Genomic DNA, 24,539 nt, shown 5'->3' with positions numbered 1-24,539 from the left:
GGTTAAATCGACCAGGTGAACATTCCGTTTCTTCACAAGTAAAAAAAAGAAACCTTGGCTTAACAAGATTTCCCTTTATAAACATGCCGATTGCAGGGATCGAACCTGTGACCTACGCGTTACGAGTGCGTTGCTCTACCAACTGAGCTAAATCGGCGATTACCCTTTTAGTATAGCACTCTGAGAATAGATGTCAAGGAATTTTCGTCAAGATTAGCAAAAAACCATCCCAAGACAAGGCTTTGATATTATTCGTCTTACGATCCTGCACTTTCATAGGCATCTAATCCCCTATCCCATAGTTTCAAAGAAATGACAAAGAAGACAAGGGAAATCAGAATCAAACCACCAATATTAAAGAGTCCATCCTTGTTCTGCAAGAAATAGCTGGCAGGATAGTAGGCCGTAAAGGCGAAAGGCACGATGAAACTAATCAACCAACGAAGAAGCGAATGATAAATCGAAATCGGGTACTTGGCAAAATCATTGAACATATAGAAAATGTAGATCATCGCTCCTGATTGCTTGGTCCAAAAAGCAATACTAGCTGTCGCAATTTTCAAGGAAGTATAAATCAAGGTCGCAAAAGGAATACAAACTAGGAAAAGCAAAAATTTAGGAAAGGTCCAGCTAATACTGGTGACCGTTGTTGCCAGCAGGATTCCACCAACCAAAAGTTCTCCCAAAGCATCAATCTGAAATGTTTCAACTAGAATATGAAAGAGAGGATTGATTGGACGAGTCAGGTATTTGTCAAATTCTCCCTTTCGCACCAAGCGTTGCCCCAGTGCCCAGAGATTGTCAAAAAAGAGATGGTCCAAACCCTTGGGAATCAAGGAAAAGCCATAGATAAAGGCAATCTCTTGGAATGTCCAGCCTTCCAAGGAAGGGATGTGTTGGAAGAGCACGTTGAGAAATAAGAGGTTCAAGCCTTGGGTCAGGAAGACACCTAAAACACCAACCACAAAATCAACCTTGTATTCCATGATTTGCTTGATGTATTGTCTGATAAAAATCAGATGCATGCGTTGATATTTTTTCATACTAACCTCCTTGAATGGTGATAAATGACTGGACTCGTTTCCAAATTAACTGAGACAAGCCCACCATCACTAAGAGCCAGAAGAACTGTAGCAAAAGCGCTTTAAGAATCTGACTGGCATCGTATTTCCCAACAATGATCATGACTGGAGTATAAATCAAGGACGAAAAAGGCAAAAAGGACAGAATATCTGAAACTACCTTGGGAAAGAAAGCCAAGGGAATCAAACTTCCAGACATAAAGGCCACTATTGAAGTCTTGAGTAAATTGGAACCCCATAGATTTTTAAACACAAAGGCTGAAAATCCAAAGCAGATATTAAAGAAAAAGTTAATCAGGTAGGCTAGCGTTAAGCTAAAGAGATAAAGGACAGTTAATCCCAGCACTTCCAAAATCCCTTGCCCAGATAAGATTTTCATCAAAACAATGACAGTTAAAAATGGCAGTCCTACACTGATAAAAATCAACCACTTGGAACCAAGCTCGGTGAAGAGATAAGAGGCCGCAAAATGAACTGGTCTCAGCAAGCGCATGATAATGGAGCCATCCTTGACCTCCTCTCCAATCATAAAAGAACTATCAGACCTAGTCAAAAGATTAGTCACAAAACTCATGATGATATAGAGGGTGATATCCGCCATACTGAAGCCCTGAATCAAAGACTCTTGCGACGAATCAAAGACTGCCTTCCAAAGATAAAAAGCAACAAAGGCCCCCATGACATCGCCAATCCGATAGAGAATAAAGTTGACTCGATAGGTAATCAACTCCTGAATCCCTGCATTGATAAAGGGTTTATAACGTCTCCACAATTTGACCATCTTAGAGCTCCTTTCGGTAGAAGCGACGGATAATATCCTCAATATCCGTATCCACCATCTTCAAATCGCGAATCTCAAAATCAAACAAGGTTTGCTTGATAATATCAGCCGACTGGTAGTGGGAACTATCGAATTCAATATTAAGGCTGTTTCCTTGTCTATCAATGGTCATATCCGAAAAGCCTTCATAGTGAGAAACTAGATGACTTTGACCTGGTACCAGTTCAAAGGAAAGAGTCTTCATCTTGCCAAAGGTCTCCTTGAGCTGGCTCACCGTTCCATCAAAAATCTCCTGCCCCTTGTCAATCATAAAAATCCGATCACAAAGTTGCTCAATATCACTCAAGTCATGAGTGGTCAAGAGAATGGTTGTTGCTTCCTCTTGATTGATCTGAGTAATGGCCCGACGAATGTTATCCTTGACCGACACATCCAAACCAATGGTCGGCTCATCTAAAAAGAGAACTTTAGGATTGTGGAGCAAGGAAGCCGCAATGTCCGCACGCATCCGTTGCCCAAGTGAAAGAGTTCGCACGGGGTCCTTGATAAATTCCTTCAAATCCAAGACCTCATTCAAAAAGTCCATGCGCTTATGAAAGAGCGAGTCTGGCACATCGTAAATCTCTTTCAAGACCGTGTAGGTCTCTTGTAGAGCCAAATCCCACCATAACTGGGTGCGTTGTCCGAAGACCACTCCAATATCCTTGACATAATCTTGGCGATTATCCTGAGGAATCTTGCCATTGATCCGACAATAGCCCGATGTCGGCTTTAAAATTCCTGTCAACATTTTGATGGTTGTCGACTTCCCAGCACCATTTGCCCCGATAAATCCTAAAATCTGCCCTTTTGGAACTGCAAAAGTCAAATCCTTGACCGCTTCAAAGGTCTGCTTTTCAGGATGAATAAAGGAGCGCAAAGCTCCCTTCAAACCTGGTTCCTTAACAGTCTTTACAAAATTTTTCTGAAGATGTTCCACTTCTATCATTGCCATATCTATCTCCCTATCGTAAGGAATAGAAAATCGTATTTTCAAACATAAGTATTCTAAATCCTTACTTTCTACACCTTCTAAATTTTACTATTATAGAAGGCTTTATACCAACCTATTATAGTCCAATAAAAAATTGAATGCAAGCGTTTGCCTATAGATTATGAAGTTAGAGATTTCTCTCTTAAAATAATACTTTTAATCAAAAATTCTGGTTTAATAGTTTTCTTAAAACACTAAAAAACCCACCCTTACGGGCAGGTTTCTGTTTTGTATATAGCCTGATTAAGCTTTACCTTCTGAACCAAATACGTCAATACGTTCTTCAACAGCTGCTGTAATAGCTTCGAAACCTGGTTTCAAGAATTTACGTGGGTCGAAGAGTTTCTTCTTGTCGTATTCTGCTTCGTTTGCATCGTATTCACGTACAAATTGACGAGTTGCGTTTGCAAATGCGATTTGGCATTCAGTGTTTACGTTGACTTTCGCAACACCAAGTTTGATCGCTGCTTGGATTTGGTCATCAGGAATACCTGAACCACCGTGCAATACAATTGGGAAGCCAGGAAGAGCTTCTGTCAATTTCTTCAAGTGGTCAAGGTCAAGACCTTCCCAGTTTGCTGGGTAAGGGCCGTGGATGTTACCGATACCTGCCGCCAAGAAGTCAATACCAGTTGCAACCATTGCTTTAGCGTCTTCGATTGGAGCCAGTTCACCTTTACCGATGATACCGTCTTCTTCGCCACCGATAGTACCAACTTCAGCTTCCACTGAGATACCTTTAGCGTGTGCTTTTTCAACAACTTCCTTAGCCAACTTAAGGTTTTCTTCTACTGGAAGGTGTGAACCGTCAAACATGATAGAAGTGTAGCCAACTTCGATACATTCAAGCGCATCTTCGTAGTGACCGTGGTCCAAGTGAATTGCAACTGGTACAGTAATACCCATTGATTCTACAAGGTTTTCAATGAGAGATTTACATACCTTGTATCCACCCATGTACTTAGCAGCACCCATAGAAGTTTGGATCAAAACTGGAGCTTTTTTAGCTTCTGCCGCACGCAGGATAGCTTGAGTCCACTCAAGGTTGTTTGTGTTGAATCCACCAACTGCGTAACCATTGTCACGAGCTGCTTGGACAAATTTTTCTGCTGAAACGATTGCCATTGTTATCAGGCCTCCTCTTATTTTTTGTGGATTAAACCACTTACATTGTTTATTTTATCACTTTTTCAAGGAAAATGCTAGTTTTTCCTGAAATTTTAAGTAAATATAAAAGGGACGCCATTTTATATAAACATTTTATCAATCAACCTGTATTGGAATTCGCCCAAAATTCTGTTCCATAAATGCCGGATTGCCCAGCTGATAAACCTTGTCAGCTTGCTGGGTCAGACTATCCCATGGCTCCTTGCCTATACGGCTGACCAGTTCAACTTTTCCCTTGAATCTGGCCAGATGCTGGCGTCCCTGCTCGGAAAAACCTAAGATATGAATCCCTGACGGAAGCTCTTCTTGTCTAGCTCCGACCAGGATATAGGTCAACAGACGCCGAACCCGAGCCTTGGTATAGCGCTTGGTCGCCACCTGCTCAACTAGCTCCTCTATGGTCTCACTGCTTTTCAGGGCCTCTCTAATCCTAACAGCCAATTCCTGATTGACCTGATAGAAGTCCGTCAAAGTCGGACAAGTCTCGATTTGGTAACGAAGATAAGGGAAGAGGTCCGACCAGGTCACCTTGGGTGCCATGTCAATCAATTGATAGGCTGGAGTGAATTTTTTGAGAAAGTCTGGCTGATCCAGATTCTGACGAAGGGCTGTGGCTGAAGCAAATTCCTGATCAGCATCCAAAGAATGATAACCAGCCCCCTGACGTTGAATCGGACACAGCTTTATAGCCTTTCCCGCCACAGCCTTAGCATAGGCCAAGCCCAAGATATGGTTAGGCGTAGAGCCTGAAAAATTGAGCCCTGCAAACTCCTGCCACATGGCCTGAGTCTTCTGAGGATAGGATAGGGAATCAGGCAAGCCAGCCAGATAAGCCTCCATCTGCTCGGCCTTTTGACCATAGACCCTCGAAATACTCTCGTAGTCCAGCACTTCCTCAGTTCCAAAAGTTAGCTGTTCGATGCCCAGCCTCTCTAAGATGTCTACTGCCCCCTTAGCGAAAAAGTCTGCCGCCTGAACGCTGACCAAGAAAGGCAGCTCAAGAACCAAATCCGCTCCGGCTTCTAAAGCCATCTGCGCCCGAGTCCACTTGTCCACGATAGCCGGCTCCCCTCGCTGGACAAAATTGCCACTCATAGCGATAATTTTCAGACCTGAAGCCTGCTCCAGCAGGTATTTGTGCCCATTATGAAAAGGATTAAACTCTGCGATAATACCGGTGATTGTCATCTCATTTCTCCGCCACAAAGAACCAGCGAGCGCTCTTGTCGGTCGGCTCCTTGTCCTCAAAGTCCGCGTAAACCTTGACATTCTTAAAGCCAGCCTGCTCCAGCAAGATATCGTAGGTCAGAATCTCATAGGTCCGCTCCTCATGCACCTCATCATGGCGCGTGAAGCGACCATCCTCATCTTGGACAAAGAAGGTCAGCTCATGCACGATAGAATGAGGCGGTTCGTCCGCATAAGAATCCCAGACCATGGCAAAGGTTTCAGCATTTTCATGATAAGAATAGCCTGGAAAGACCTCGTCAATCTGGTAAATCGAGTGCACGTCAAAGATAAAGCGACCGCCCTCATTTAGATGCTGGTAAACCTCAGTAAACACCTGACCGACATCGACTTCGTCCTCCATATAGCAAATCGAGTCCGAATAACAAGTCACCAAATCAAACTGACCGACGCCACTCAAATCCAGCATATTGCCCTGGATAAAGGGAATGTCCAAACCGGCCTCTCTGCTGCGCTTCTCTGCCAAATCCAGCATTTCCTGACTCAGATCCAGCCCTGTCACCTCGAAACCCGCCTGCTTAAAATAAATAGACTGAATGCCCGTACCACAGGCCAACTCCAGCAGCTTTTTCTTATCCTTGGGAAAATGACGTAGGCTGAAATCCGTCCACTTCTCATACAAAGAATCATCCATAATCGCATCGTAAACCGATGCGAAGGTTTCATAAGTTGCCATACTTTTCCTTTCAAAAATAGCCCAGCCAGCAGGCTGACTGAGCCGAATTCTGCTTTCTTGCCTAAGGGCAAAAAATCACTTGTTTTTTTCTTCCAATAAGGCCGCAACATCCACGCCTGTCGCTTCGTGCCAGAGTTTTTCCAGATTGTAATGCGCCCGCATTTCCTCAGAAAAGACATGGACAACGATGCCACCCAAGTCAAGGAGAACCCAGCCACCAGCTGCGTCTCCCTCAACATGACCAGCAGAAACCCCAGCCGCTGCAGCTTTCTCGCGGATATTTTCAGCTACCGCATCCAGCTGACGACTGTTCATAGAGCTAACGATGACAAAGTAATCTGTCACAGTAGTCAGACCTTGCAAGTCCAAAGCCACAATATCTTCTGCACGTTTTTCATCGGCCGCCTTCACGACCAGTTCCAATAATTCTTGTTCTTTCATAGTTCCTCTTTAATTTTCTTCTATTTCCTTCAAATATCCTACAAAGGCATTGTAGGTCTCCAGGGTTTGCAGGTAGATAGGGATTCCCTTGTGAGCCAAATGCTCCACTGTCCTTGCTGTCTCATAGGCCACCGCTTGGTTGAGCGACCGCTGGGCCAGCTCTCTTGCCTTGTCCACTCCCGGGAAATCTCGGTTGTGCTCAATGTAGTCGGCGACATAGACGACCTTGTCCAGCTCAGACATGGTGCTGCTCCCCACTGTATGAATCTCGATAGCTCGCAGAATCTCAGCATCTTCGATGCCTAAATCTTCCTGAATCTTGTAAATGCCCACCATGCCATGCCAGACATTATTGCCCCAATTTTTCAGGTCAGGATCCAGCTGGTATTTGTCAATCAAGGCTAAAAAGTCCTCGTCCGAGACCTTTTTAGCATAGTCGTGTAGAAGCCCTGCCAGACCCGCTTTTTCGACATCAAGACCGAAGCGCTCCGCTAATTCACGAGCGGCCTTTTCCACACCTAGACAATGCCGCAGGCGTTTCTCCGACATGACTGTTTCCATCTTAGCTAGCAAGGCCTCACGGCTCATACTGATATAGCTTTCATAGGTCATAGGTATAGCCCTTCTTTCTCGATATAGTCTAACACTGGCTGAGGTAGCAGAAAATTAGGAGTCCGTCCCTGAGCCAGAAAATCCCGTACCATGCTGGAGGAAATATCCATAAGGGGTACATCCACCCAGATGACAGGGTACGATGTCCCTGCCTTGTAGCGTGGCCGCTGAACACCAACAAACTGAACAAGCTCAACCAGCTCATCAATCCGGTACCACTTGGGCAGATAGTCCACCATATCCGCACCGATGATAAAGTAATAATCCGTATCTGGATGCTGCTCTGTCAGTAGCTTCATGGTGTCGTAGCTGTAAGAAATTCCCTTCCGTTCCAGCTCAATGGGCTCAATCCCCAAGCCTTCAATACCCTCGATAGCCAGCTCCAGCATCTTCAGCCGATGCTTTTCATCGATGGTTTCTTTCTTATCCACATGGGGTGGCTCGTACTCTGGCATGAGCAGAACCTGATCCAAGCCTAACTGTTGGCGGACCTGATCCGCCACGACCAAATGAGCATGGTGGACAGGGTTGAAATTCCCACCTAAAATACCAATCTGCTTGCGTTTTTTATCTTTAACTTCTGGTTCTAATTCCACCTTGGTAAAGGGGGTCAGTAATTCAATAGCCATAGGCTGACATCTCCACAGAAATTTTTCCTTAAATTTGCTTGACTTTAACAGAGAGTTTGCGATTTTCTTTCTTGCTGGACTGCTTGTAGAGAATCAAGATCCGGCCGATTTTCTGCACCGTATCCACTCCGATTTCTTCTTCCAGAATCTCAGCGACCTCGTGAATATTTTCATCCGTATTCTGCAAGAGCGTGACCTTAATCAGTTCTCGCGCATCCAGTGCCTGACGGACGCTGGTTTTGATTTGGTCATTGAGTCCATTTTTCCCTATCTGAATGATAGGTTTGAGACTATGTGCCTGACTGTTGAGAAAGGCCCGTTGTTTTGATGTTAGTGTCATGTTCTTCTATAAGGCTTGAGGTCAGTTGGGATCTGCTTTTCCCCACTACTCATGGCCTTTTCCTTCCTTATTTTAAGGGGATTTGTTCCCCTTGGTTTCTTGAGTATTATATAATAGCTTTCCGAGTGACAACCGCCACACCCTCTGGCGCCCAGCTAGCTACTCGGGCAGGACCGCTGACGCGAATCCACCCCAGACCAGAGAAGACGATATCTGTCTTGTCCTTGATAGTAAATTCATGTTTGACCAAGGCTGGAAATTCTTCCTTTTCCTTGCCAACTGGCGGCACCAAGAGACTGCCGACATGCTTGTCATAAAAGCCGCTGGCACCTTCCAACTTGGTCCGGTGGAGCTTAAGCTCATTGTCAAAATAAGCCGTGAAGTCCTGCTTGTCACCTGCCACAAAGTCGAAACGACCTAAACCACCCAAAAAGAGGGTTTGCTCTGGATTGAGCTGGTAGGTTTTGGGTTTGATTTCCTTTTTGGGACTGATGTATTTGAGATTCTTAGCAGATAGATAATGAGCTATCTGGTGACGATGGATAATGCCCGGCGTGTCATAGATATGACTGCCGTCCGCCAAAGGAATCTCGATTTTATCCAGAGTCGTGCCTGGAAAGCGCGAAGTCGTAATGACATCCTTATCACCCGTGATTTCCTGAATGATGGCGTTAATCAAAGTGGACTTGCCCACATTGGTCACGCCGACCACATACACATCACGTCCCTTGCGGCAATGCTCGATTTTGTCAATCAAAACCTTGATTGCCTGCTTGTTTTGAGCAGAGGTCAGAATGACATCAACTGGACGCAGGCCTTCTTCGTGAGCTCGCTCCGTCAGCCATTGGGTCACCTTGCTATCCTTGACCGACTTAGGCAGAATGTCCTTTTTGTTCCCGACTAAGAGAACGTCATTTCCTGCGACAAATCGAGGCAGGCCAGGAATGACCGACCCATTAAAATCAAAAATATCGACAACATTGACGACCAAAGCATCGCTATCTCCAACCTCATGCAGAAGTCGCAGAAAGTCATCATCCGTCAGCTGGACATCGCTGATTTCATTATAATGGCGCAGGCGGAAACAGCGCTGGCAATAGAGTTCACCTGTCTCCAAGCCTTTTTCTAGAGCTGACTGGGGCGTGTAGCCTAGCTGGCTCTTGTCTTCTGTCTGAATAGTGGCTCCGCAGCCGATACAGAGAAGTTCTTCCATTCTTTCTTAAATTCCTTTTTTGTATTGAATTGGGCCGTATTTTTCAGTGATTTTCTTGAGCACACGGCGTTCACGCGCCCGATTGATCTGGGTCTTGATAGAGTCATGCTCGACCAGCGGTTTGACCAAAATCGAACGAATCCCGGCCCGATGAGCAGCCCGAATATCCGTCATGAGCTGGTCCCCCACCATGACCACTTCATTTTTTTCAAAATGAAAAAGCTTGAGCGCCCGGTCAATGCCCCAAGTGAAGGGTTTCATGGCCCAGTAGATATAGTCAATATCAAACTTTTCGACAGCCCGCTTGACCCGTTTTTGGTTATTATTGGACACTACGATAATACGAATACCTGCATCCCGCAGATCATGGAGCCACTTCTTCATCTCTGGGGTTCCATCAGGATTATTCCAAGCAATCAAGGTGTTATCCAAATCCACCAAAACCGCTTTGATGCCCTGTCTTTTCAAACTCTCTACTGTCAAATCGTAAACTGCCTCGACCGCAAAGTCTGGCATGTAATCTTCAATCGCCACATCTCTCTCCAAACATTCGTATTCCCATTATTATAGCAAAAATAACTGTTTTTTGCACCACTGAGTTTATTCATTTATGAAAAATCAGCATTTGCCTTACCTTACTCTACCAATCCAAAAAAACAGCCACTTTCCAGTAGCTGTTTTAGCGTGTTTTAATAAACTGTCTTCTCTGTTTCGAAATCGAAGAAATGCGCCTTGTTCAGGTCAAAGCCAAGGTCAATACCCGCACCTGTCTGCAGGTAATCACGAGCATCTACACGCGCGATAAACTCGCTGTCGCCAACTTGGCAGTAAAGGTGAGACTCAGAACCTAAGAGCTCAGAAACAGAAATTGTCGCATGTACGACAGAGTCTGGGAAAGTCTCTAAGAAGGCAGGTTCGGTATTGATGTCTTCTGGACGAATACCGAAGATCAATTTCTTGCCGTCGTAGCCCTTCTCACGCAGAACTTTCAGAGTTCCTTCTGGCACTTTCAAGCACAAACCATCGGCAGTAATTTCATCGCCATTGAGTGTAACCGTGATGAAGTTCATAGCTGGGCTACCGATGAAACCGGCCACAAACTTGTTGACTGGATTGTTGTAAACTTCCTGTGGGCTACCGATTTGCTCCACTCGACCAATCGTTCCAGTTCCAGCAGGGTTCTTGGTTGCAGACATGATAACAATGCGATCCGCAAGCGTCATAGCTTCTGTTTGGTCGTGGGTAACGTAGATGGTGGTTGCTCCGATACGGCGGTGAATCTTGGCAATCTCAGCTCGCATAGATACCCGCAATTTAGCATCCAAGTTTGACAAAGGCTCGTCCATTAGGAAAACCTTTGCATCACGCACGATGGCACGACCCATGGCAACACGCTGACGTTGACCACCAGAAAGGTCTGCTGGTTTACGCTCCAAGAATTCCTTCAAACCAAGGATTTCAGCCGCTTGTTGCACACGTCTATCAATATCTTCTTTGCTGTACTTGCGCAGTTTCAGTCCGAAAGCCATATTGTCATACACCGTCATGTGCGGATAGAGGGCGTAGTTCTGGAAGACCATGGCAATATCGCGGTCTTTCGGTGCGACATCGTTGACAACCTTGCCATCAATCGAAGCTGTTCCTTCTGTGATGTCCTCAAGACCTGCAATCATGCGCAACGTTGTGGATTTCCCGCATCCTGATGGCCCAACAAAGACGATAAATTCCTTGTCCTTGATGTCCAAATTAAAGTCTTCAACAGAATAGTGCTCACTGTTTGGATACTTCTTATAAATGTTTTTCAGATTTAACTCAACCATAAGTTCCCCTTTATTTTATATAAAAATAATTGCCTCTGAAACATCCAAGCGTTTCAAAGCGCTTTCATAATGACATTATATCCTTTTTTAAAGATTATTTCAAGTATTTATTCAAACGTTTGCACAATTTTTTAAAATAATTTTTAAAGCCAGCTTAAAGGAAGAAAAAAATGCCTGTCTACTACTCATTCAACCCACTTTCGACATGAAAATATATGCCCCTTCGGCTAACAAAGCGAAAATAACTTTGTAACTTTTAAATCTATTTTTAAAAAATCTTTACGACTCCTTTTAAGAATATCTGAAATTTACATTCTTTTAAAATATGATAAAATATGATTAGAAAGTAATTTATATTTATTTCATGATAGATACTGGATAACCTACTTTAAAACCAGTCTCGGAGGAATTTATGTCAGGGAAAAACAAAAGGATGACAACGGTCTCTCCTTGTTTGCAAAAAATCATTAACTGGTCGTCTATTATTGGTGCTGTTGGTACCCTTGTTTTCTGCATTTGGGCATATTTTGCTGGTGTTCTGGAATCCAAAGAAACCTTGTCTGCCTTTATCCAGCAGGCTGGAGTCTGGGGGCCGCCCCTCTTTATTTTCTTGCAGATTCTGCAGACAGTTGTGCCTGTTATTCCCGGAGCGCTGACCTCAGTTGCCGGTGTCTTTATCTACGGTCATATCGTAGGAACCATTTATAATTATGTCGGCATTGTCATCGGCTGCGCGATTATCTTCTATCTAGCCCGCACCTATGGCCCCGCCTTTGTCCAATCTGTCGTCAGCAAGCGCACCTACGACAAATACATTGGCTGGCTAGATAAGGGCAATCGTTTTGACCGCTTCTTTATTTTCATGATGATTTGGCCCATCAGTCCCGCAGATTTCCTCTGTATGCTGGCGGCTCTGACCAAGATGAGTTTTAAGCGCTATATGACTATTATTCTCATTTGCAAGCCCTTCACCCTTGTCATTTATACCTACGGACTGACCTATATCATTGACTTTTTTTGGCAGTTGCTATCAAAATAAACCTAGCCAAAGAATTTCTAGAATAATTTAGTAAACCTTAAAGAGTACAAAAAAACAACGAGCAAATTCTGTTTGGGGATGAAAAACCATTCGAATTTGTTCGTTATTTGCTTTATAAGAGACCTTTTTTCTTTTCTAAAACCAGATCTTTAAGAGAAATCAATAGAACAGCAATTAATATCATGGCCATGCCTGCAAAATCAATCAGATAAAAACGCTCATGCATAATCGCAAAAGCAAAGAAAACTGCTGATATCGGTTCAACAGCTGCCAGCAGACTAGATTTTACCGGACCAACCAAACTAGCCCCTTTAAGAAATAAAGTATAAGCAAGAATCGTACCAATCAAGATAATGCCCGCTAAGGACAAATAGACTTCCATTGATAATTTCCAGTGAAAATGCAGTAAACCACTAAAAGGTGTCAACGCACTTCCTGCCATCATCATCCCAATTCCGATGACTGGGATACTGCCCCAAGTCTTAATCAGCTGAATCGGAATTAGAATATATAAAGCATAGGTAAAAGCTGCAAAAAGCACCCAGAAAAGGCCTGCCGGCGTAACTGTCAGCTGATTTAACTGACCATGTGTCGCTATCAAGAATGTTCCGCCGATTGCTAAAATGATGGATAAAATTTCTGTCAGAGTTGGAGCCACTCGGTCTTTGATACAAGTATAAGCCAAAATCCCAACTGGACAGACATACTGCAAAACTGTAGCTGTTCCAGCATTGCTTTCGGAAATAGACTTTAAATAAGAAAACTGATTTAGCAGAAGGCCTAACAGAGCAAAACGCAGAATGGAGCCCAGCGTCTGTTTGTCCCTCAGCATGGCCTTTAACTTCTCCCTGTCTGTCAAAAGCAAATACCCCAATAAAAGCCCTCCAGCTAGCAAGAGACGAATATTAGTCAGGACTAAGACTGGAAATCCCTGTTCCATCAAATATTGACCGCTGGTTCCCGACAGCCCCCAAGCAATTCCGGCAATCAAGGTCAAAATCGTTCCTTTTGTTGTATTTGACATCCCAAATATCTCCTTTTCATCCTAAAATTATAACACAAAAATTCGGCCAAAACGACCGAATTGACTATATTTTGAGGAGCTATTTCTCTAGTCGAAATCCATGCGATTGATAGATAATTGCAGTCCTTGATCAACCAGCTTTGCCAGTAAGCGATGTAAAAAATGAATACCTGGAGTTCTCATATTGTAATATCCCAGCATATACGCTTTTGAAGTCACTTTTATTCTGTCCGACCAGTTCAACTCTTTCTGCGGATTGTTGACATAGAAAAGCCCACTGACATGCGGCATAGCCATATTTTTTAATATTTTTGACATCATTAACTTTAAGCCTAGCTTCCCTACACTGTCAAACACTAAACAGCCACCCGGATACCTTTCGGAAAGTTCAATAACCAGCTTCTTGACTTCATTTTGGGGGAAATAGTGAAAAACGCCAGCAGCCAGCAAAATAATTCCTTTAGAAGCATCAATCCTATCCATCCAGGAATAATCTTTTAAGTCACAAGAAATAGTCGTTTCTCGCTCATGCTCTTTCATTAGCTTCTTGCGAACAGATATAACATCTGGAAGATCAATATTTACGACGTGGCACAAGCCATTATCACATGCTTTGCCCGTCTCATCCAGACCACAGCCAAGGTTTACTACCGTCGCTTCTGGATACTTTTCCAAGTAATGCTGAATCTCCCACATCATGTCTAATTGCCGCATAGCAGCTTCTAAAGCACCGAATTCATAAAAGAAGGAATTTCTCTTTTTCTCCAGTTGGGAAAAATCATAGTCTAATCTCTCGCATAATGTTTGAGCAAATTTATCTCTATAAAGGTCAGGAAATTTTTCCGAGCACATTTTTCTTCCATATAAAGGAATAATCAAAGTTTCTTGAACTGTATTTTTCTCGATAACTATCTTTTTTAATGTCATATAAATACCAATTGCACTTATTTAGACTAATGCTACTCTACATTTAGTTATTGTTCGAAGGTGATGGCAGAGGTTCATGCTATCCCAGAAGCTTCATGACAAGACATTGGCTTCAAAGTTTCCACATTTCCCTTCTCCCTCCCTTATATAAGTAGGATTCGTCGGAAATTATTATACCACTTCTGAGCAGCCTTTTCTACTTCCTACGATACTCCAAGTATCACAAGTCTTTATTGATGCGAAATTCTTTGCAGCAAAAAAGCCGTAAGAATTCATCTTCCGGCTCTATCTACAGTATAAATAAACTGTTTCGTTTCAATTAGTCTTCATTTACGAAAGGCATCAAAGCCATTACGCGAGCGCGTTTGATAGCTGTTGTTACTTTACGTTGGTTTTTAGCTGAAGTTCCAGTTACACGACGAGGAAGGATTTTTCCACGTTCTGAAACGAAACGGCTAAGAAGCTCAGTATCTTTGTAATCAACATATTCAATCTTATTTGCTGCGATGTAATCAACTTTTTTACGGCGTTTGAATCCGCCACGACGTTGTTGAGCCATATTCTTTCTCCTTTATTATTCTAGTTTTTCCCTTAGAAAGGCAGATCATCATCTGAGATGTCCATTGGATTTGAGTTGCCAAAAGGACTCTCATCACGAGAAAAGTTTGGTACTTGGTTAGACAACGAACCAGCGTTACCATAGCTTGGTGCAGAATTCCCACCGAAGCTATTGCTGCCATACCCACCTAAAGACTGACCTTCGCGGCTAGCTCGGCTTTCCAGAAGCTGGAAATTGTCCGCTACGACTTCTGTAACATAAACACGCTGACCTTGCTGATTTTCGTAATTACGGGTCTGAATGCGACCTGTAATTCCAATCAGGGCTCCTTTTTTAGCCCAATTTGCAAGATTTTCTGCCTGCTGACGCCAGATGACAACATTGATAAAATCCGCTTCGCGCTCGCCACTTTGGTTCTTAAAGTTGCGATTGACAGCCAGAGTAAAGGTTGCGACCGCTTGATTTTGCGGAGTATAGCGAAGCTCGGCATCTCGGGTCATCCGACCCACAAGTACAACGTTATTAATCATGAGTCTACCTTCTTAAGCGTCAAGTTTGACGATCATGTGACGAAGAATGTCAGTGTTGATTTTTGAAAGACGGTCAAACTCTTTAAGAGCTAGGTCTTCGTTTGCTTCAACGTTCACGATGTGGTAAAGTCCTTCACGGAAATCTTGGATTTCGTATGCAAGACGACGTTTTTCCCAGTCTTTTGATTCAACAACAGTTGCACCGTTGTCAGTCAAGATAGAGTCAAAGCGTGCTACCAAAGCGTTTTTAGCTTCTTCTTCAATGTTTGGACGAATAATATAAAGAATTTCGTATTTTGCCATTGATTTTTCCTCCTTTTGGTCTAATGACCCCGAGACTTTGCAAGGGGTAAGTGAGGTTTGCTCACAAATAATAATTATAACAGACTTTCAGAGGAATAGCAAGAGAAATTTTTGAGATTGATAAAACTCTCCCTGTCACCAGAGAGAGTCCGAAAAATACGATTCGATTGTATAGTGATTAGACAATCCGACCTTGGTCGACAACTAGTTTTCCAGCCTTGTAGACCTGATGGGTCAGGTTGGTAGCAAAGAAATAGAGTGGGTAGTCGATATTCTTGGCATCCAAGATGGTGATGTCGGCCTGCTTGCCAGTGTCAAAGCTACCAATCTTATCTTGGCGGTTGACTGAGTAGGCAGCATTGATGGTTACAGCATTTAGAACTTCCACCGGTGTCAGGCGCATCATAAAGCATCCTAGCTGCATCACAAACTGCAGGTTGGCCGTTGGGCAGGAGCCCGGATTACTGTCGGTGGTCAAGGTAATAGCCATGCCAGCCTCCAGCATCTTGCGAGCTGGCGCATAAGTATCTTCCATCAGACTGAAGGTAGTAGCCGGCAGAAGATTCCCGATAACCTTGGCTTCTGCCATCTTGCGGATGCCTTCATCAGTCGCCATCATCAGATGCTCTGCACTCGTTGCTCCCAGCTCAGCTGCGACATCTACTCCACCGATAGACTCGATTTCATCAGCATGGATGCGGAGCTTGAAGCCCATTTCCTTAGCTTTAGAAAGCAGGTAACGTGACTCGTCAGCTGTAAAGACGCCTTTTTCACAGAAAATATCACAGAACTCAGCTAGATTTTCTGCCTTTACTCGAGGCAGCATTTCCTCAACGATAAGCTCCAGGTATTCTTGAGAGCGTCCTTTGTATTCTGGTGGAACGGCGTGGGCAGCCATAAAGGTCGAAACTAAATCAATATCATGGTCACGGTCCAGAGCCCCAACGACATCTAGCTGGCGCTTCTCTGTTTCCCAGTCCAAACCATAGCCACTCTTGGCCTCAACAGTCGTCACCCCATGTAGCAGCATATAGTCCAGCAGTCTCTTAGACTTATCATAGAGAGTGTCAAAAGAAGCTTCTCGCGTCGCCCGGACTGTACTGAGGATACCGCCGCCTTGGGCAAGAATATCCAGATAAGAAACACCAGCCAGCTTCTTAGCAAACTCGTGCTCTCGGCTGCCACCGTACACTAAGTGGGTGTGGCAATCAATCAAACCAGGTGTAGCGATCTTTCCTTCAAAAGACTTGATCTGGGTCTCTGGTCCAACCAAGCTGGCATCCGGCTCACCGCTGCCGACTGCTAGGATTTTGCCGTCTTTGACTGCAATATAGCCGTCTTCTAAGACCTGAGCTTCTTTCATCTCTGCACCAAAAAGGGGATGTCCGAGATCCTTGGGACAGAAGACTTGATTAAAGTGAGTTAATAGTAAATCAGCAGTCATGCTTGTTCCTCCATTTCATTTTCCGACATATTTGCTTTTCATCATAATACACTATCGTCAAATTATAGTCAAAAGTTTATAAAAGGCGGTAGACTATATTTTTTTACTGATTTTATCATTTTCTTGACTCTTTATGGACGGGAGTCTTATAGAATGTAGGGGAAAGATATTTTACACTTGACTAAAAGGAGGATTTTTCATGTCATACTTTAGCGAAAATGAAATTGCAGCAGCAATGACCGTCAAATTAGACGATGTTCTACCTGAAAAAACGGTTTTCCAAGAAGGTATCCGTCGAGCACCAGACCGGGGCTTCCGTTTGACGCAAGCTCAGACCGAAATTGCTCTTAAAAATGCCCTTCGCTATATTCCTAAGAAATTCCACGAAGAAGTGATACCTGAATTTTTAGAAGAATTGAAAACTCGCGGACGGATTTATGGCTACCGCTGGCGGCCAAAAGAACGCATCTACGGTAAACCAATTGACGAGTACAAAGGAAACTGTACTGCAGCCAAAGCTATGCAGGTTATGATTGACAACAACCTGAGCTTTGAAATCGCTCTTTATCCTTATGAATTAGTCACTTATGGAGAAACTGGTTCTGTCTGCGCCAACTGGATGCAGTACAACCTCATCATGAAATACTTGGAAATCATGACCGATCATCAAACCTTGGTTGTGGAATCCGGCCACCCAGTCGGACTCTTCAAATCCAAACCAGAAGCTCCACGCGTCATCATCACCAATGGCCTTCTGGTCGGTGAATACGACAATATGAAGGACTGGGAAATTGCTGAGGAAATGGGGGTGACCAACTACGGCCAAATGACTGCCGGCGGCTGGATGTATATTGGTCCTCAAGGGATTGTCCATGGTACTTTCAACACTCTCCTCAATGCCGGACGCTTGAAACTGGGCGTGCCTGATGATGGCGATCTGACTAGCAAACTCTTCATTTCCTCTGGTCTGGGTGGCATGAGTGGAGCTCAAGGGAAAGCAGCCGAAATTGCTAAAGCTGTGGCAATCGTGGCAGAAGTAGACTATTCTCGTATTGAAACCCGTCATTCTCAAGGATGGATTAGCCAATTGGCTGAAAGTCCTAAGGAAGCAATCGAGCTTGCTCAGAAAGCGCTGGAAGCAGGTGAATCCACTTCTATCGCCTATCATGGTAATATCGTAGACCTCTTGGAATATGTCAACGAGAACAATATCCATGTAGATTTGCTGTCTGACCAAACTTCTTGCCACAATGTCTATGACGGCGGCTACTGTCCAGCTGGTATCAGCTTTGAAGAGCGGACACGCCTCCTAGCTGAGGACAAGGAAACCTTTGCTAAGCTAGTTGATAAGACGTTGGCTCGCCACTTCAAGGCTATCAAGACCTTGACGAATAACGGAACTTACTTCTTTGACTATGGTAATGCCTTTATGAAGGCAGTCTATGACTCTGGTATCAAGGAAATTTCTAAGAATGGTTTTGATGACAAAGACGGCTTCATCTGGCCATCTTATGTAGAAGATATCATGGGTCCAATGCTCTTTGACTATGGTTATGGTCCTTTCCGTTGGGTATGTCTGAGCGGTAAGCACGAAGACCTAGTCGCTACTGACCATGCAGCTATGGAAGTCATCGACCCTAATCGCCGCTACCAAGACCGCGACAACTACAACTGGATTCGCGATGCAGAAAAGAACCAGCTGGTTGTTGGAACTCAGGCTCGGATTCTCTACCAAGACTGTATGGGCCGTGTCAATATCGCCCTCAAGTTCAATGAATTGGTACGGGAAGGCAAGATTGGTCCTGTCATGATTGGCCGTGATCACCACGACGTATCTGGTACGGACTCTCCATTCCGTGAAACTTCAAATATTAAGGACGGTTCTAATGTTACTTGCGACATGGCGGTTCAGTGTTACGCTGGTAATGCAGCTCGCGGTATGAGCTTGGTGGCTCTTCACAACGGTGGTGGAACTGGTATCGGTAAGTCTATCAACGGCGGCTTTGGCTTGGTTCTGGATGGCAGCGAACGCATCGATGAAATCATCAAGTCTGCTATCGCTTGGGATACCATCGGTGGAGTTGCACGTCGTAACTGGGCTCGTAATGAACATGCTATCGAAACAGCTATCGAGTACAACCGTCTCCATGAAGGAACAGACCACATCACGATTCCATTCCTGACTGATGAAGATTTAGTCAAAGAATCTGTTAAGAAATTGTTTGAATAGACGGATATCCTTTCCTCCTACTTTCGACCTGAGCTGGATATCAAATCTGGCTCAGGCGAGGGTTCTACTTAGTTTACTTTGTAACTTTCAATCACTTATATCACGAGGTAATATCTTATGGCAAAAATTGTTGAATGTATTCCTAACTTTTCTGAAGGCCGCAATCAGGCAATCATCGACGGCTTGGTTGAAACTGCTAAGAGCGTGCCGGGCGTGACCCTTTTGGACCACTCTTCTGATGCCAGCCACAACCGCAGCGTCTTTACCTTGGTTGGTGATGATCAAAACATTCAGGAAGTTGCTTTCCGTTTGGTCAAATACGCTTCTGAAAATATTGACTTGACCAAGCACCAGGGTGAACACCCTCGTATGGGCGCAACTGATGTCCTGCCTTTTGTACCGATCAAAGACATCACAAGTGAGGAATGCGTAGAAATTGCGAAGACTGTATCTGAGCGAATCAACCGTGAGCTCGGTATCCCTATCTTCCTCTATGAAGATGCAGCAACTCGTCCAGAGCGTAAAAATTTGGCTAAGGTTCGTAAAGGTCAGTTTGAAGGCATGCCAGAAAAACTCTTGGAAGCTGACTGGGCACCTGACTACGGTGAAAGAAAGATTCATCCAACTGCTGGTGTCACTGCTGTCGGAGCTAGAATGCCGCTCATCGCCTACAACATCAACTTGGATACAGACAATCTAGAAATTGCCAACAATATTGCCAAAATTATCCGTGGATCAAGCGGTGGTTACAAGTACTGTAAAGCTATAGGTGTAATGCTGGAAGACCGCAACATTGCTCAGGTTTCTATCAACATGGTCAATCTGGAAAAATTCCCACTCTATCGTGTCTTTGAAACTGTTCACTTTGAAGCGAAGCGCTATGGAGTTGGCATCCTCGGCTCAGAAGTCATCGGTTTGGCACCAGCTAAGGCTTTGATTGACGCAGCAGAATACTATCTGCAAATCGAAGATTTTGACTACGGCAAGCAAGTTCTGGAAAACCATTTGCTGGGCTAGGAGGACAGAAACCTATGAAATTAGTAGATTTAAGTTTGACAGAATTTGCCCAAGTCCTCGGCTCAGATGCTCCTGCACCAGGAGGCGGCTCTGCCGCTGCTCTTTCCGCAGCGAACGGTATCTCCCTGACTAAGATGGTTTGCGAATTAACCCTTGGCAAGAAAAAATACGCAGAATTTGAAGCAGAAATTGCTCAAGTGCACGCAGAAAGTGCCCGCCTGCAAGAAAGCTTGCTCGCAGCTATTGATAAGGACACCGAAGCCTTCAATCTGGTCTCCGCCGTCTTTGATATGCCTAAGGAAACAGAGGAAGATAAGGCTGCCCGTCGAGAAGCTATGCAACAAGCCCTCAAGGAAGCGACTAAGTCACCTTATGGCATGATGGAAGACATCTTGGCTGCCCTGCAAACAACTCAAAAGGCTGTTGGCAAGTCCAATACCAATGCTGCCAGCGACCTGGGGGTAGCAGCTCTCAACCTTAAGGCTGGTCTGCAAGGGGCTTGGCTCAATGTCCTCATCAACCTGTCAGGTGTCAAGGATGAAGCATTCGTCGCAGACTACCGCAGCAAGGGTGAAGAGCTCCTACAAAAAGGCTGTGCTCTAGCAGATGAAATTTATCAAGAAATTTTGAAAGTTGTCTAATAGATAAACGGAAGAGAAGCCCACTCTTTCCCATGAATGGGCTTCCTTTTCTCAAGAGGTAACAATATGGTTTTATCAGATATTGAAATTGCGAATTCGGTTCAAATGAAACCCATCAAAGAGGTGGCAGAAAAGCTAGGAATTGCTGAAGACGCCTTGTCTCTTTATGGAAATTACAAGGCAAAAATCAGTGCTGGCCAACTGGAAGCCTTAAAAGACAAACCAGACGGCAAACTGATTCTCGTAACAGCTATTTCTCCAACACCGGCCGGAGAAGGCAAGACCACGACTTCTGTCGGATTGGTTGACGCTCTGGCTGCTATCGGTAAAAAGGCCGTTATCGCTCTGCGGGAGCCTTCACTCGGACCTGTCTTTGGTATCAAGGGCGGCGCTGCTGGCGGTGGTCACGCTCAGGTTGTACCCATGGAGGATATCAACCTCCACTTCACTGGTGACTTTCATGCCATCGGTGTTGCTAACAACCTGCTGGCGGCCCTCATTGACAACCACATCCACCACGGCAATGCCTTAGGCATTGACTCTCGTCGCATCACTTGGAAGCGGGCAGTGGATATGAATGACCGGCAACTACGCCACATCGTGGATGGCTTACAAGGCAAGGTCAACGGTGTTCCACGTGAAGATGGTTTTGACATCACAGTTGCTTCTGAGGTTATGGCTATTCTCTGTCTGTCAGAAAATATCACTGACCTCAAGAACCGTTTGGAAAAGATTATCATTGGCTACAGCTTTGAAGGCAAGCCAATAACTGCTAAGGATCTGAAAGCTGGTGGCGCTATGGCTGCTGTGCTCAAAGACGCTATCCATCCAAACTTGGTTCAAACTCTGGAACACACACCAGCCTTGATTCACGGCGGACCATTCGCCAACATTGCTCATGGCTGTAACAGTGTCCTAGCTACCAAGCTGGCTCTCAAATATGCCGACTATGCAGTCACCGAAGCTGGTTTCGGTGCTGACCTCGGTGCTGAAAAATTCATTGATATCAAGTGTCGTACATCTGGCCTTCGTCCATCGGCTGTAGTTCTGGTTGCTACCATCCGCGCTCTCAAGATGCACGGTGGTGTGGCTAAGAGTGATTTGGCTGAAGAAAATGTCCAAGCTGTTGTAGACGGACTGCCAAACTTAGAAAAACATCTGGAAAACATTCAAGATGTTTATGGATTGCCAGCAGTCGTTGCCATCAATAAATTCCCGCTGGACACTGAAGCAGAATTGCAAGCAGTTTATGACGCCTGCCAAAAACGCGGAGTTGACGTCGTTATTTCCGACGTTTGGGCCAATGGCGGAGCCGGCGGTAAAGAATTGGCTGAAAAAGTTGTTAAATTGGCCGAAGGAGACAATCACTTCCAATTTGTATATAATGAAAAAGACTCCATTGAAACCAAGCTCAACAAAATTGTTACTAAGGTCTATGGAGGCAAGGGCGTTCGCCTGACTCCTGCTGCTAAACGCGAGCTCAAACAACTAGAAGAACTGGGCTTCTCCAACTATCCTATCTGTATGGCTAAGACTCAGTACTCCTTCTCAGACGATGCTAAAAAGCTAGGCGCACCTAAAGACTTTGTCGTGACTATCAGCCAGCTCAAAGTTTCTGCTGGTGCAGGCTTCATCGTCGCTCTGACTGGTGCGATCATGACCATGCCAGGACTGCCTAAAGTGCCAGCCAGCGAAAAGATTGATGTTGACAAAGACGGCAATATCAGCGGTTTGTTCTAATAAATACCAAAAATGACAAATGTAACCCTTCTAAGAGCAAAGGATTTTCAAGTTTCCGATTGGTCGGGGGGAAAGACAAAACAGCTTTATCTTTCCCCGCCAACTGGCCACTATGGTAAGCGGGACTTTGACTATCGGCTCTCAACAGCAACTGTGGAGTTGACTGAAAGTCAGTTTTCTGACCTCAGCGGCTTTCACCGCATTCTCATGAGCCTGGACCACACACTTCATCTCCACAATGCCAGCCGGCAGGAGGAAACGGTTCTAGCTCCCTTTACTCCCTATGTATTTGAAGGGAGTGATTCTATCACAAGTCGGGGGACTTGTACCGACTTTAACTTAATCTACAGCGACCATTATCAGGGACAGATGATTGCCATCTCGAATGGGCAAGAGCTTAGCCGAGATGACGAAATTCAATTTATCTATGCCTTAGGTGATCTGACGGTGACGGGAACAAACCTGCCAGCGCTGAACCTAGAGGCAGAGCAGCTTCTGATAGTGGAAAAAGAGACTCAGGAAACTGAGCTGCAAATAATGTTTTCAAGTAACCAGCCCAAGGGAACGCCCCTTGCTATTTGGGCTGGTTTGACCCACATCCCTACTAAGTAAAGATACCATGATGCCTTGACACCATTCTATCTTTACTTGGAAAGGATCCCATATCTCTAAAGGAGAAACATTATTATGGACGCAACTAAACTCACTGCACAAGAACAAGAACAGGAAAAAGCGAAATTCAGTTTTTCCGGTGCAACTCTCTACGGTATCAATGCCGTTATCGGTTCAGGAATCTTCCTCCTACCGCAAAAGATTTATAAAGGACTTGGTCCTGCCTCTCTAGCTGTCATGCTTGGAACAGCCTTCCTCGTTATTCTCTTAGCCGTTTGCTTGGCAGAAACTGCAGGTTATTTTAATAAAAACGGCGGAGCTTTCCAATATTCCAAAGCGGCCTTTGGAGACTTTGTCGGCTTTAATGTAGGTTTTCTAGGCTGGGTCGTAACCATCATCGCTTGGTCAGCAATGGCTGCCGGCTTTGCCCGACTCTTCGTCATTACCTTCCCGGCTTTTACTCCTTACGAGCGTTTGCTTAGTATTGCTTTGATTATCTTGCTTAGCTTGATGAATATCGCCGGTTTGAAGACCTCTAAATTTTTCACACTAGCTGCAACCGTAGCTAAGTTGATTCCAATCATTGCCTTTGCTGCTTGTGCTATCTTCTTTATCAAAGGTGGAATAGACAAAGGAAACTTCACTCCTTTCCTACAGCTTGAACCTGGAACCAATGTCATGACTGCTATTGCCAACACAGCCGTTTATATCTTCTATGGCTTCATTGGCTTTGAAACCATGTCTATCGTTGCCGGTGAAATGCGCAACCCAGAAAAGAACGTGCCTCGGGCTATCCTAGGCTCCATTAGTATCGTTTCTGTCCTTTATATGCTCATCATCGCTGGAACTATCGCCATGCTGGGTAACCATATTATGCAGACGGATGCTTCTGTACAAGATGCCTTCGTAGCAATGATTGGCCCTGCTGGTGCTTGGATTGTCTCCATCGGTGCCCTCATCTCAATCGCCGGTCTTAATATCGGGGAATCCATCATGGTACCGCGTTATGGTGCAGCCATCGCAGATGAAGGCTTGCTCCCTAAGAAAATTTCAGAAACCAACTCTAAAAACGCTCCTGTTGTAGCAATTATCATTTCCGGAGCATGTGCCATCGCCCTACTCTTCTCTGGTAAATTTGAAGAATTGGCAACCCTCAGCGTGGTCTTCCGTTTCTTCCAATACATTCCAACTGCTTTGGCGGTCTTGAAACTCAGAAAAATGTATCCAGAAAAGAAGGTTGTCTTCCGTGTACCATTCGGCCCTGTCATCCCAGTCTTAGCTGTTGTTGTCAGCCTGGTTATGATTGTAGCTGATAATCCGATGAACGTCGTTTACGGTATCATTGGAGCTGCTGTTGCCAGCTTAGTCTACTACTTCATGCACGGTCGAAAACGGCTTTCTACTAACCCTGACTAACTCTAAGCGCTCTAT

Annotated in this window: 26 protein-coding genes and 1 tRNA gene; 7 read left to right on the top strand and 20 right to left on the bottom strand. The window is 44.7% G+C overall.

Going from position 1 to position 24,539, the window contains the following annotated elements; genetic code table 11:
* Positions 1-84: 84 nt before the first annotated feature.
* From STRDD04_RS06260 to STRDD04_RS06195, 14 genes are all read right to left on the bottom strand, one after another.
* A tRNA-Thr gene (locus STRDD04_RS06260) sits at positions 85-157 on the bottom strand.
* Between the two features lie 100 nt (positions 158-257).
* Complete coding sequence (locus tag STRDD04_RS06255; protein WP_062200343.1) at positions 258-1,043, bottom strand: ABC transporter permease; 786 nt, start codon at positions 1,041-1,043, stop codon at positions 258-260.
* Position 1,044: 1 nt separating this feature from the next.
* On the bottom strand, positions 1,045-1,863 hold the full coding sequence (locus tag STRDD04_RS06250) for an ABC transporter permease (RefSeq protein ID WP_062200341.1): 819 nt from the start codon (positions 1,861-1,863) through the stop codon (positions 1,045-1,047).
* Position 1,864: 1 nt separating this feature from the next.
* On the bottom strand, positions 1,865-2,857 hold the full coding sequence (locus STRDD04_RS06245; protein WP_062200338.1) for an ABC transporter ATP-binding protein: 993 nt from the start codon (positions 2,855-2,857) through the stop codon (positions 1,865-1,867).
* 282 nt (positions 2,858-3,139) lie between these two features.
* On the bottom strand, positions 3,140-4,021 hold the full coding sequence (locus STRDD04_RS06240; RefSeq protein ID WP_062200336.1) for a class II fructose-bisphosphate aldolase: 882 nt from the start codon (positions 4,019-4,021) through the stop codon (positions 3,140-3,142).
* A gap of 138 nt (positions 4,022-4,159) precedes the next feature.
* Positions 4,160-5,251, bottom strand: coding sequence for a nucleotidyltransferase (locus STRDD04_RS06235; protein WP_062200333.1), 1,092 nt, complete (start codon positions 5,249-5,251; stop codon positions 4,160-4,162).
* 1 nt (position 5,252) lies between these two features.
* The gene (locus tag STRDD04_RS06230) at positions 5,253-5,987 is read right to left on the bottom strand and encodes a class I SAM-dependent DNA methyltransferase (RefSeq protein WP_062200330.1); all 735 of its coding nucleotides are present in this window, start codon (positions 5,985-5,987) and stop codon (positions 5,253-5,255) included.
* A gap of 75 nt (positions 5,988-6,062) precedes the next feature.
* Positions 6,063-6,428, bottom strand: a complete 366-nt coding sequence (rsfS, locus tag STRDD04_RS06225; RefSeq protein ID WP_002915774.1) for a ribosome silencing factor — start codon at positions 6,426-6,428, stop codon at positions 6,063-6,065.
* Between the two features lie 9 nt (positions 6,429-6,437).
* Positions 6,438-7,040 carry a bis(5'-nucleosyl)-tetraphosphatase (symmetrical) YqeK gene (gene yqeK, locus STRDD04_RS06220; protein ID WP_062200328.1) on the bottom strand — a complete coding sequence of 201 codons (603 nt, stop codon included), beginning with the start codon at positions 7,038-7,040 and terminating at the stop codon, positions 6,438-6,440.
* The gene (locus tag STRDD04_RS06215; protein ID WP_062200326.1) at positions 7,037-7,669 is read right to left on the bottom strand and encodes a nicotinate-nucleotide adenylyltransferase; all 633 of its coding nucleotides are present in this window, start codon (positions 7,667-7,669) and stop codon (positions 7,037-7,039) included. The genes yqeK and STRDD04_RS06215 overlap by 4 nt, the downstream gene beginning before the upstream one ends.
* A gap of 28 nt (positions 7,670-7,697) precedes the next feature.
* Positions 7,698-8,009 carry a ribosome assembly RNA-binding protein YhbY gene (gene yhbY, locus STRDD04_RS06210; RefSeq protein WP_002896287.1) on the bottom strand — a complete coding sequence of 104 codons (312 nt, stop codon included), beginning with the start codon at positions 8,007-8,009 and terminating at the stop codon, positions 7,698-7,700.
* A 106-nt stretch (positions 8,010-8,115) separates the two neighbouring features.
* Positions 8,116-9,222 (bottom strand): ribosome biogenesis GTPase YqeH, encoded by a 1,107-nt coding sequence (yqeH, locus tag STRDD04_RS06205; protein ID WP_062200323.1) that lies wholly within the window; start codon positions 9,220-9,222, stop codon positions 8,116-8,118.
* Between the two features lie 6 nt (positions 9,223-9,228).
* Positions 9,229-9,756 (bottom strand): YqeG family HAD IIIA-type phosphatase, encoded by a 528-nt coding sequence (locus STRDD04_RS06200; protein WP_062200320.1) that lies wholly within the window; start codon positions 9,754-9,756, stop codon positions 9,229-9,231.
* A 155-nt stretch (positions 9,757-9,911) separates the two neighbouring features.
* Entirely contained in the window at positions 9,912-11,042 is a 1,131-nt protein-coding gene (locus tag STRDD04_RS06195; RefSeq protein ID WP_062200318.1) for an ABC transporter ATP-binding protein, read from the bottom strand.
* 412 nt (positions 11,043-11,454) lie between these two features.
* On the opposite strand from STRDD04_RS06195, the gene STRDD04_RS06190 reads away from it, so the two are divergent.
* Positions 11,455-12,081, top strand: coding sequence for a TVP38/TMEM64 family protein (locus STRDD04_RS06190; RefSeq protein ID WP_062200315.1), 627 nt, complete (start codon positions 11,455-11,457; stop codon positions 12,079-12,081).
* Positions 12,082-12,193: 112 nt separating this feature from the next.
* Here the strand turns inward: STRDD04_RS06190 and STRDD04_RS06185 are convergent, their stop codons facing one another.
* The 6 genes from STRDD04_RS06185 to hutI form a co-directional block, all read right to left on the bottom strand.
* Positions 12,194-13,105 (bottom strand): DMT family transporter, encoded by a 912-nt coding sequence (locus STRDD04_RS06185; RefSeq protein ID WP_062200313.1) that lies wholly within the window; start codon positions 13,103-13,105, stop codon positions 12,194-12,196.
* A gap of 87 nt (positions 13,106-13,192) precedes the next feature.
* Positions 13,193-14,032, bottom strand: a complete 840-nt coding sequence (locus STRDD04_RS06180; RefSeq protein ID WP_062200311.1) for a class I SAM-dependent methyltransferase — start codon at positions 14,030-14,032, stop codon at positions 13,193-13,195.
* A gap of 319 nt (positions 14,033-14,351) precedes the next feature.
* Positions 14,352-14,591, bottom strand: coding sequence for a 30S ribosomal protein S18 (gene rpsR, locus STRDD04_RS06175; protein ID WP_000068664.1), 240 nt, complete (start codon positions 14,589-14,591; stop codon positions 14,352-14,354).
* A gap of 32 nt (positions 14,592-14,623) precedes the next feature.
* Positions 14,624-15,121, bottom strand: a complete 498-nt coding sequence (locus tag STRDD04_RS06170) for a single-stranded DNA-binding protein (RefSeq protein WP_062200308.1) — start codon at positions 15,119-15,121, stop codon at positions 14,624-14,626.
* A gap of 12 nt (positions 15,122-15,133) precedes the next feature.
* A complete protein-coding gene (rpsF, locus tag STRDD04_RS06165) occupies positions 15,134-15,424 on the bottom strand; it encodes a 30S ribosomal protein S6 (protein WP_062200306.1) in 291 nt (96 codons plus the stop codon).
* 178 nt (positions 15,425-15,602) lie between these two features.
* Complete coding sequence (gene hutI, locus STRDD04_RS06160; protein WP_062200303.1) at positions 15,603-16,868, bottom strand: imidazolonepropionase; 1,266 nt, start codon at positions 16,866-16,868, stop codon at positions 15,603-15,605.
* Between the two features lie 199 nt (positions 16,869-17,067).
* Between hutI and STRDD04_RS06155 the strand changes: the two genes are divergently transcribed.
* From STRDD04_RS06155 to STRDD04_RS06130, 6 genes are all read left to right on the top strand, one after another.
* Complete coding sequence (locus STRDD04_RS06155) at positions 17,068-19,098, top strand: urocanate hydratase (protein ID WP_062200300.1); 2,031 nt, start codon at positions 17,068-17,070, stop codon at positions 19,096-19,098.
* A 117-nt stretch (positions 19,099-19,215) separates the two neighbouring features.
* Positions 19,216-20,115, top strand: coding sequence for a glutamate formimidoyltransferase (ftcD, locus tag STRDD04_RS06150; protein WP_062200298.1), 900 nt, complete (start codon positions 19,216-19,218; stop codon positions 20,113-20,115).
* 14 nt (positions 20,116-20,129) lie between these two features.
* On the top strand, positions 20,130-20,756 hold the full coding sequence (locus STRDD04_RS06145) for a cyclodeaminase/cyclohydrolase family protein (protein WP_002926667.1): 627 nt from the start codon (positions 20,130-20,132) through the stop codon (positions 20,754-20,756).
* A 66-nt stretch (positions 20,757-20,822) separates the two neighbouring features.
* Positions 20,823-22,496: a formate--tetrahydrofolate ligase gene (locus STRDD04_RS06140; RefSeq protein WP_062200295.1), complete on the top strand. Its 1,674-nt coding sequence runs from the start codon at positions 20,823-20,825 to the stop codon at positions 22,494-22,496.
* 12 nt (positions 22,497-22,508) lie between these two features.
* Positions 22,509-23,108, top strand: a complete 600-nt coding sequence (locus tag STRDD04_RS06135; protein ID WP_062200292.1) for a HutD/Ves family protein — start codon at positions 22,509-22,511, stop codon at positions 23,106-23,108.
* A gap of 75 nt (positions 23,109-23,183) precedes the next feature.
* Positions 23,184-24,524 carry an APC family permease gene (locus tag STRDD04_RS06130; RefSeq protein WP_062200289.1) on the top strand — a complete coding sequence of 447 codons (1,341 nt, stop codon included), beginning with the start codon at positions 23,184-23,186 and terminating at the stop codon, positions 24,522-24,524.
* Positions 24,525-24,539 lie beyond the last annotated feature (15 nt).

Origin of the sequence: Streptococcus sp. DD04 (assembly GCF_001578725.1) — a bacterium.
Lineage (GTDB): Bacteria > Bacillota > Bacilli > Lactobacillales > Streptococcaceae > Streptococcus > Streptococcus sinensis.
The sequence above is the reverse complement of the archived record's forward strand: the minus strand, read 5'-3'. Positions and strand labels throughout refer to the sequence as shown.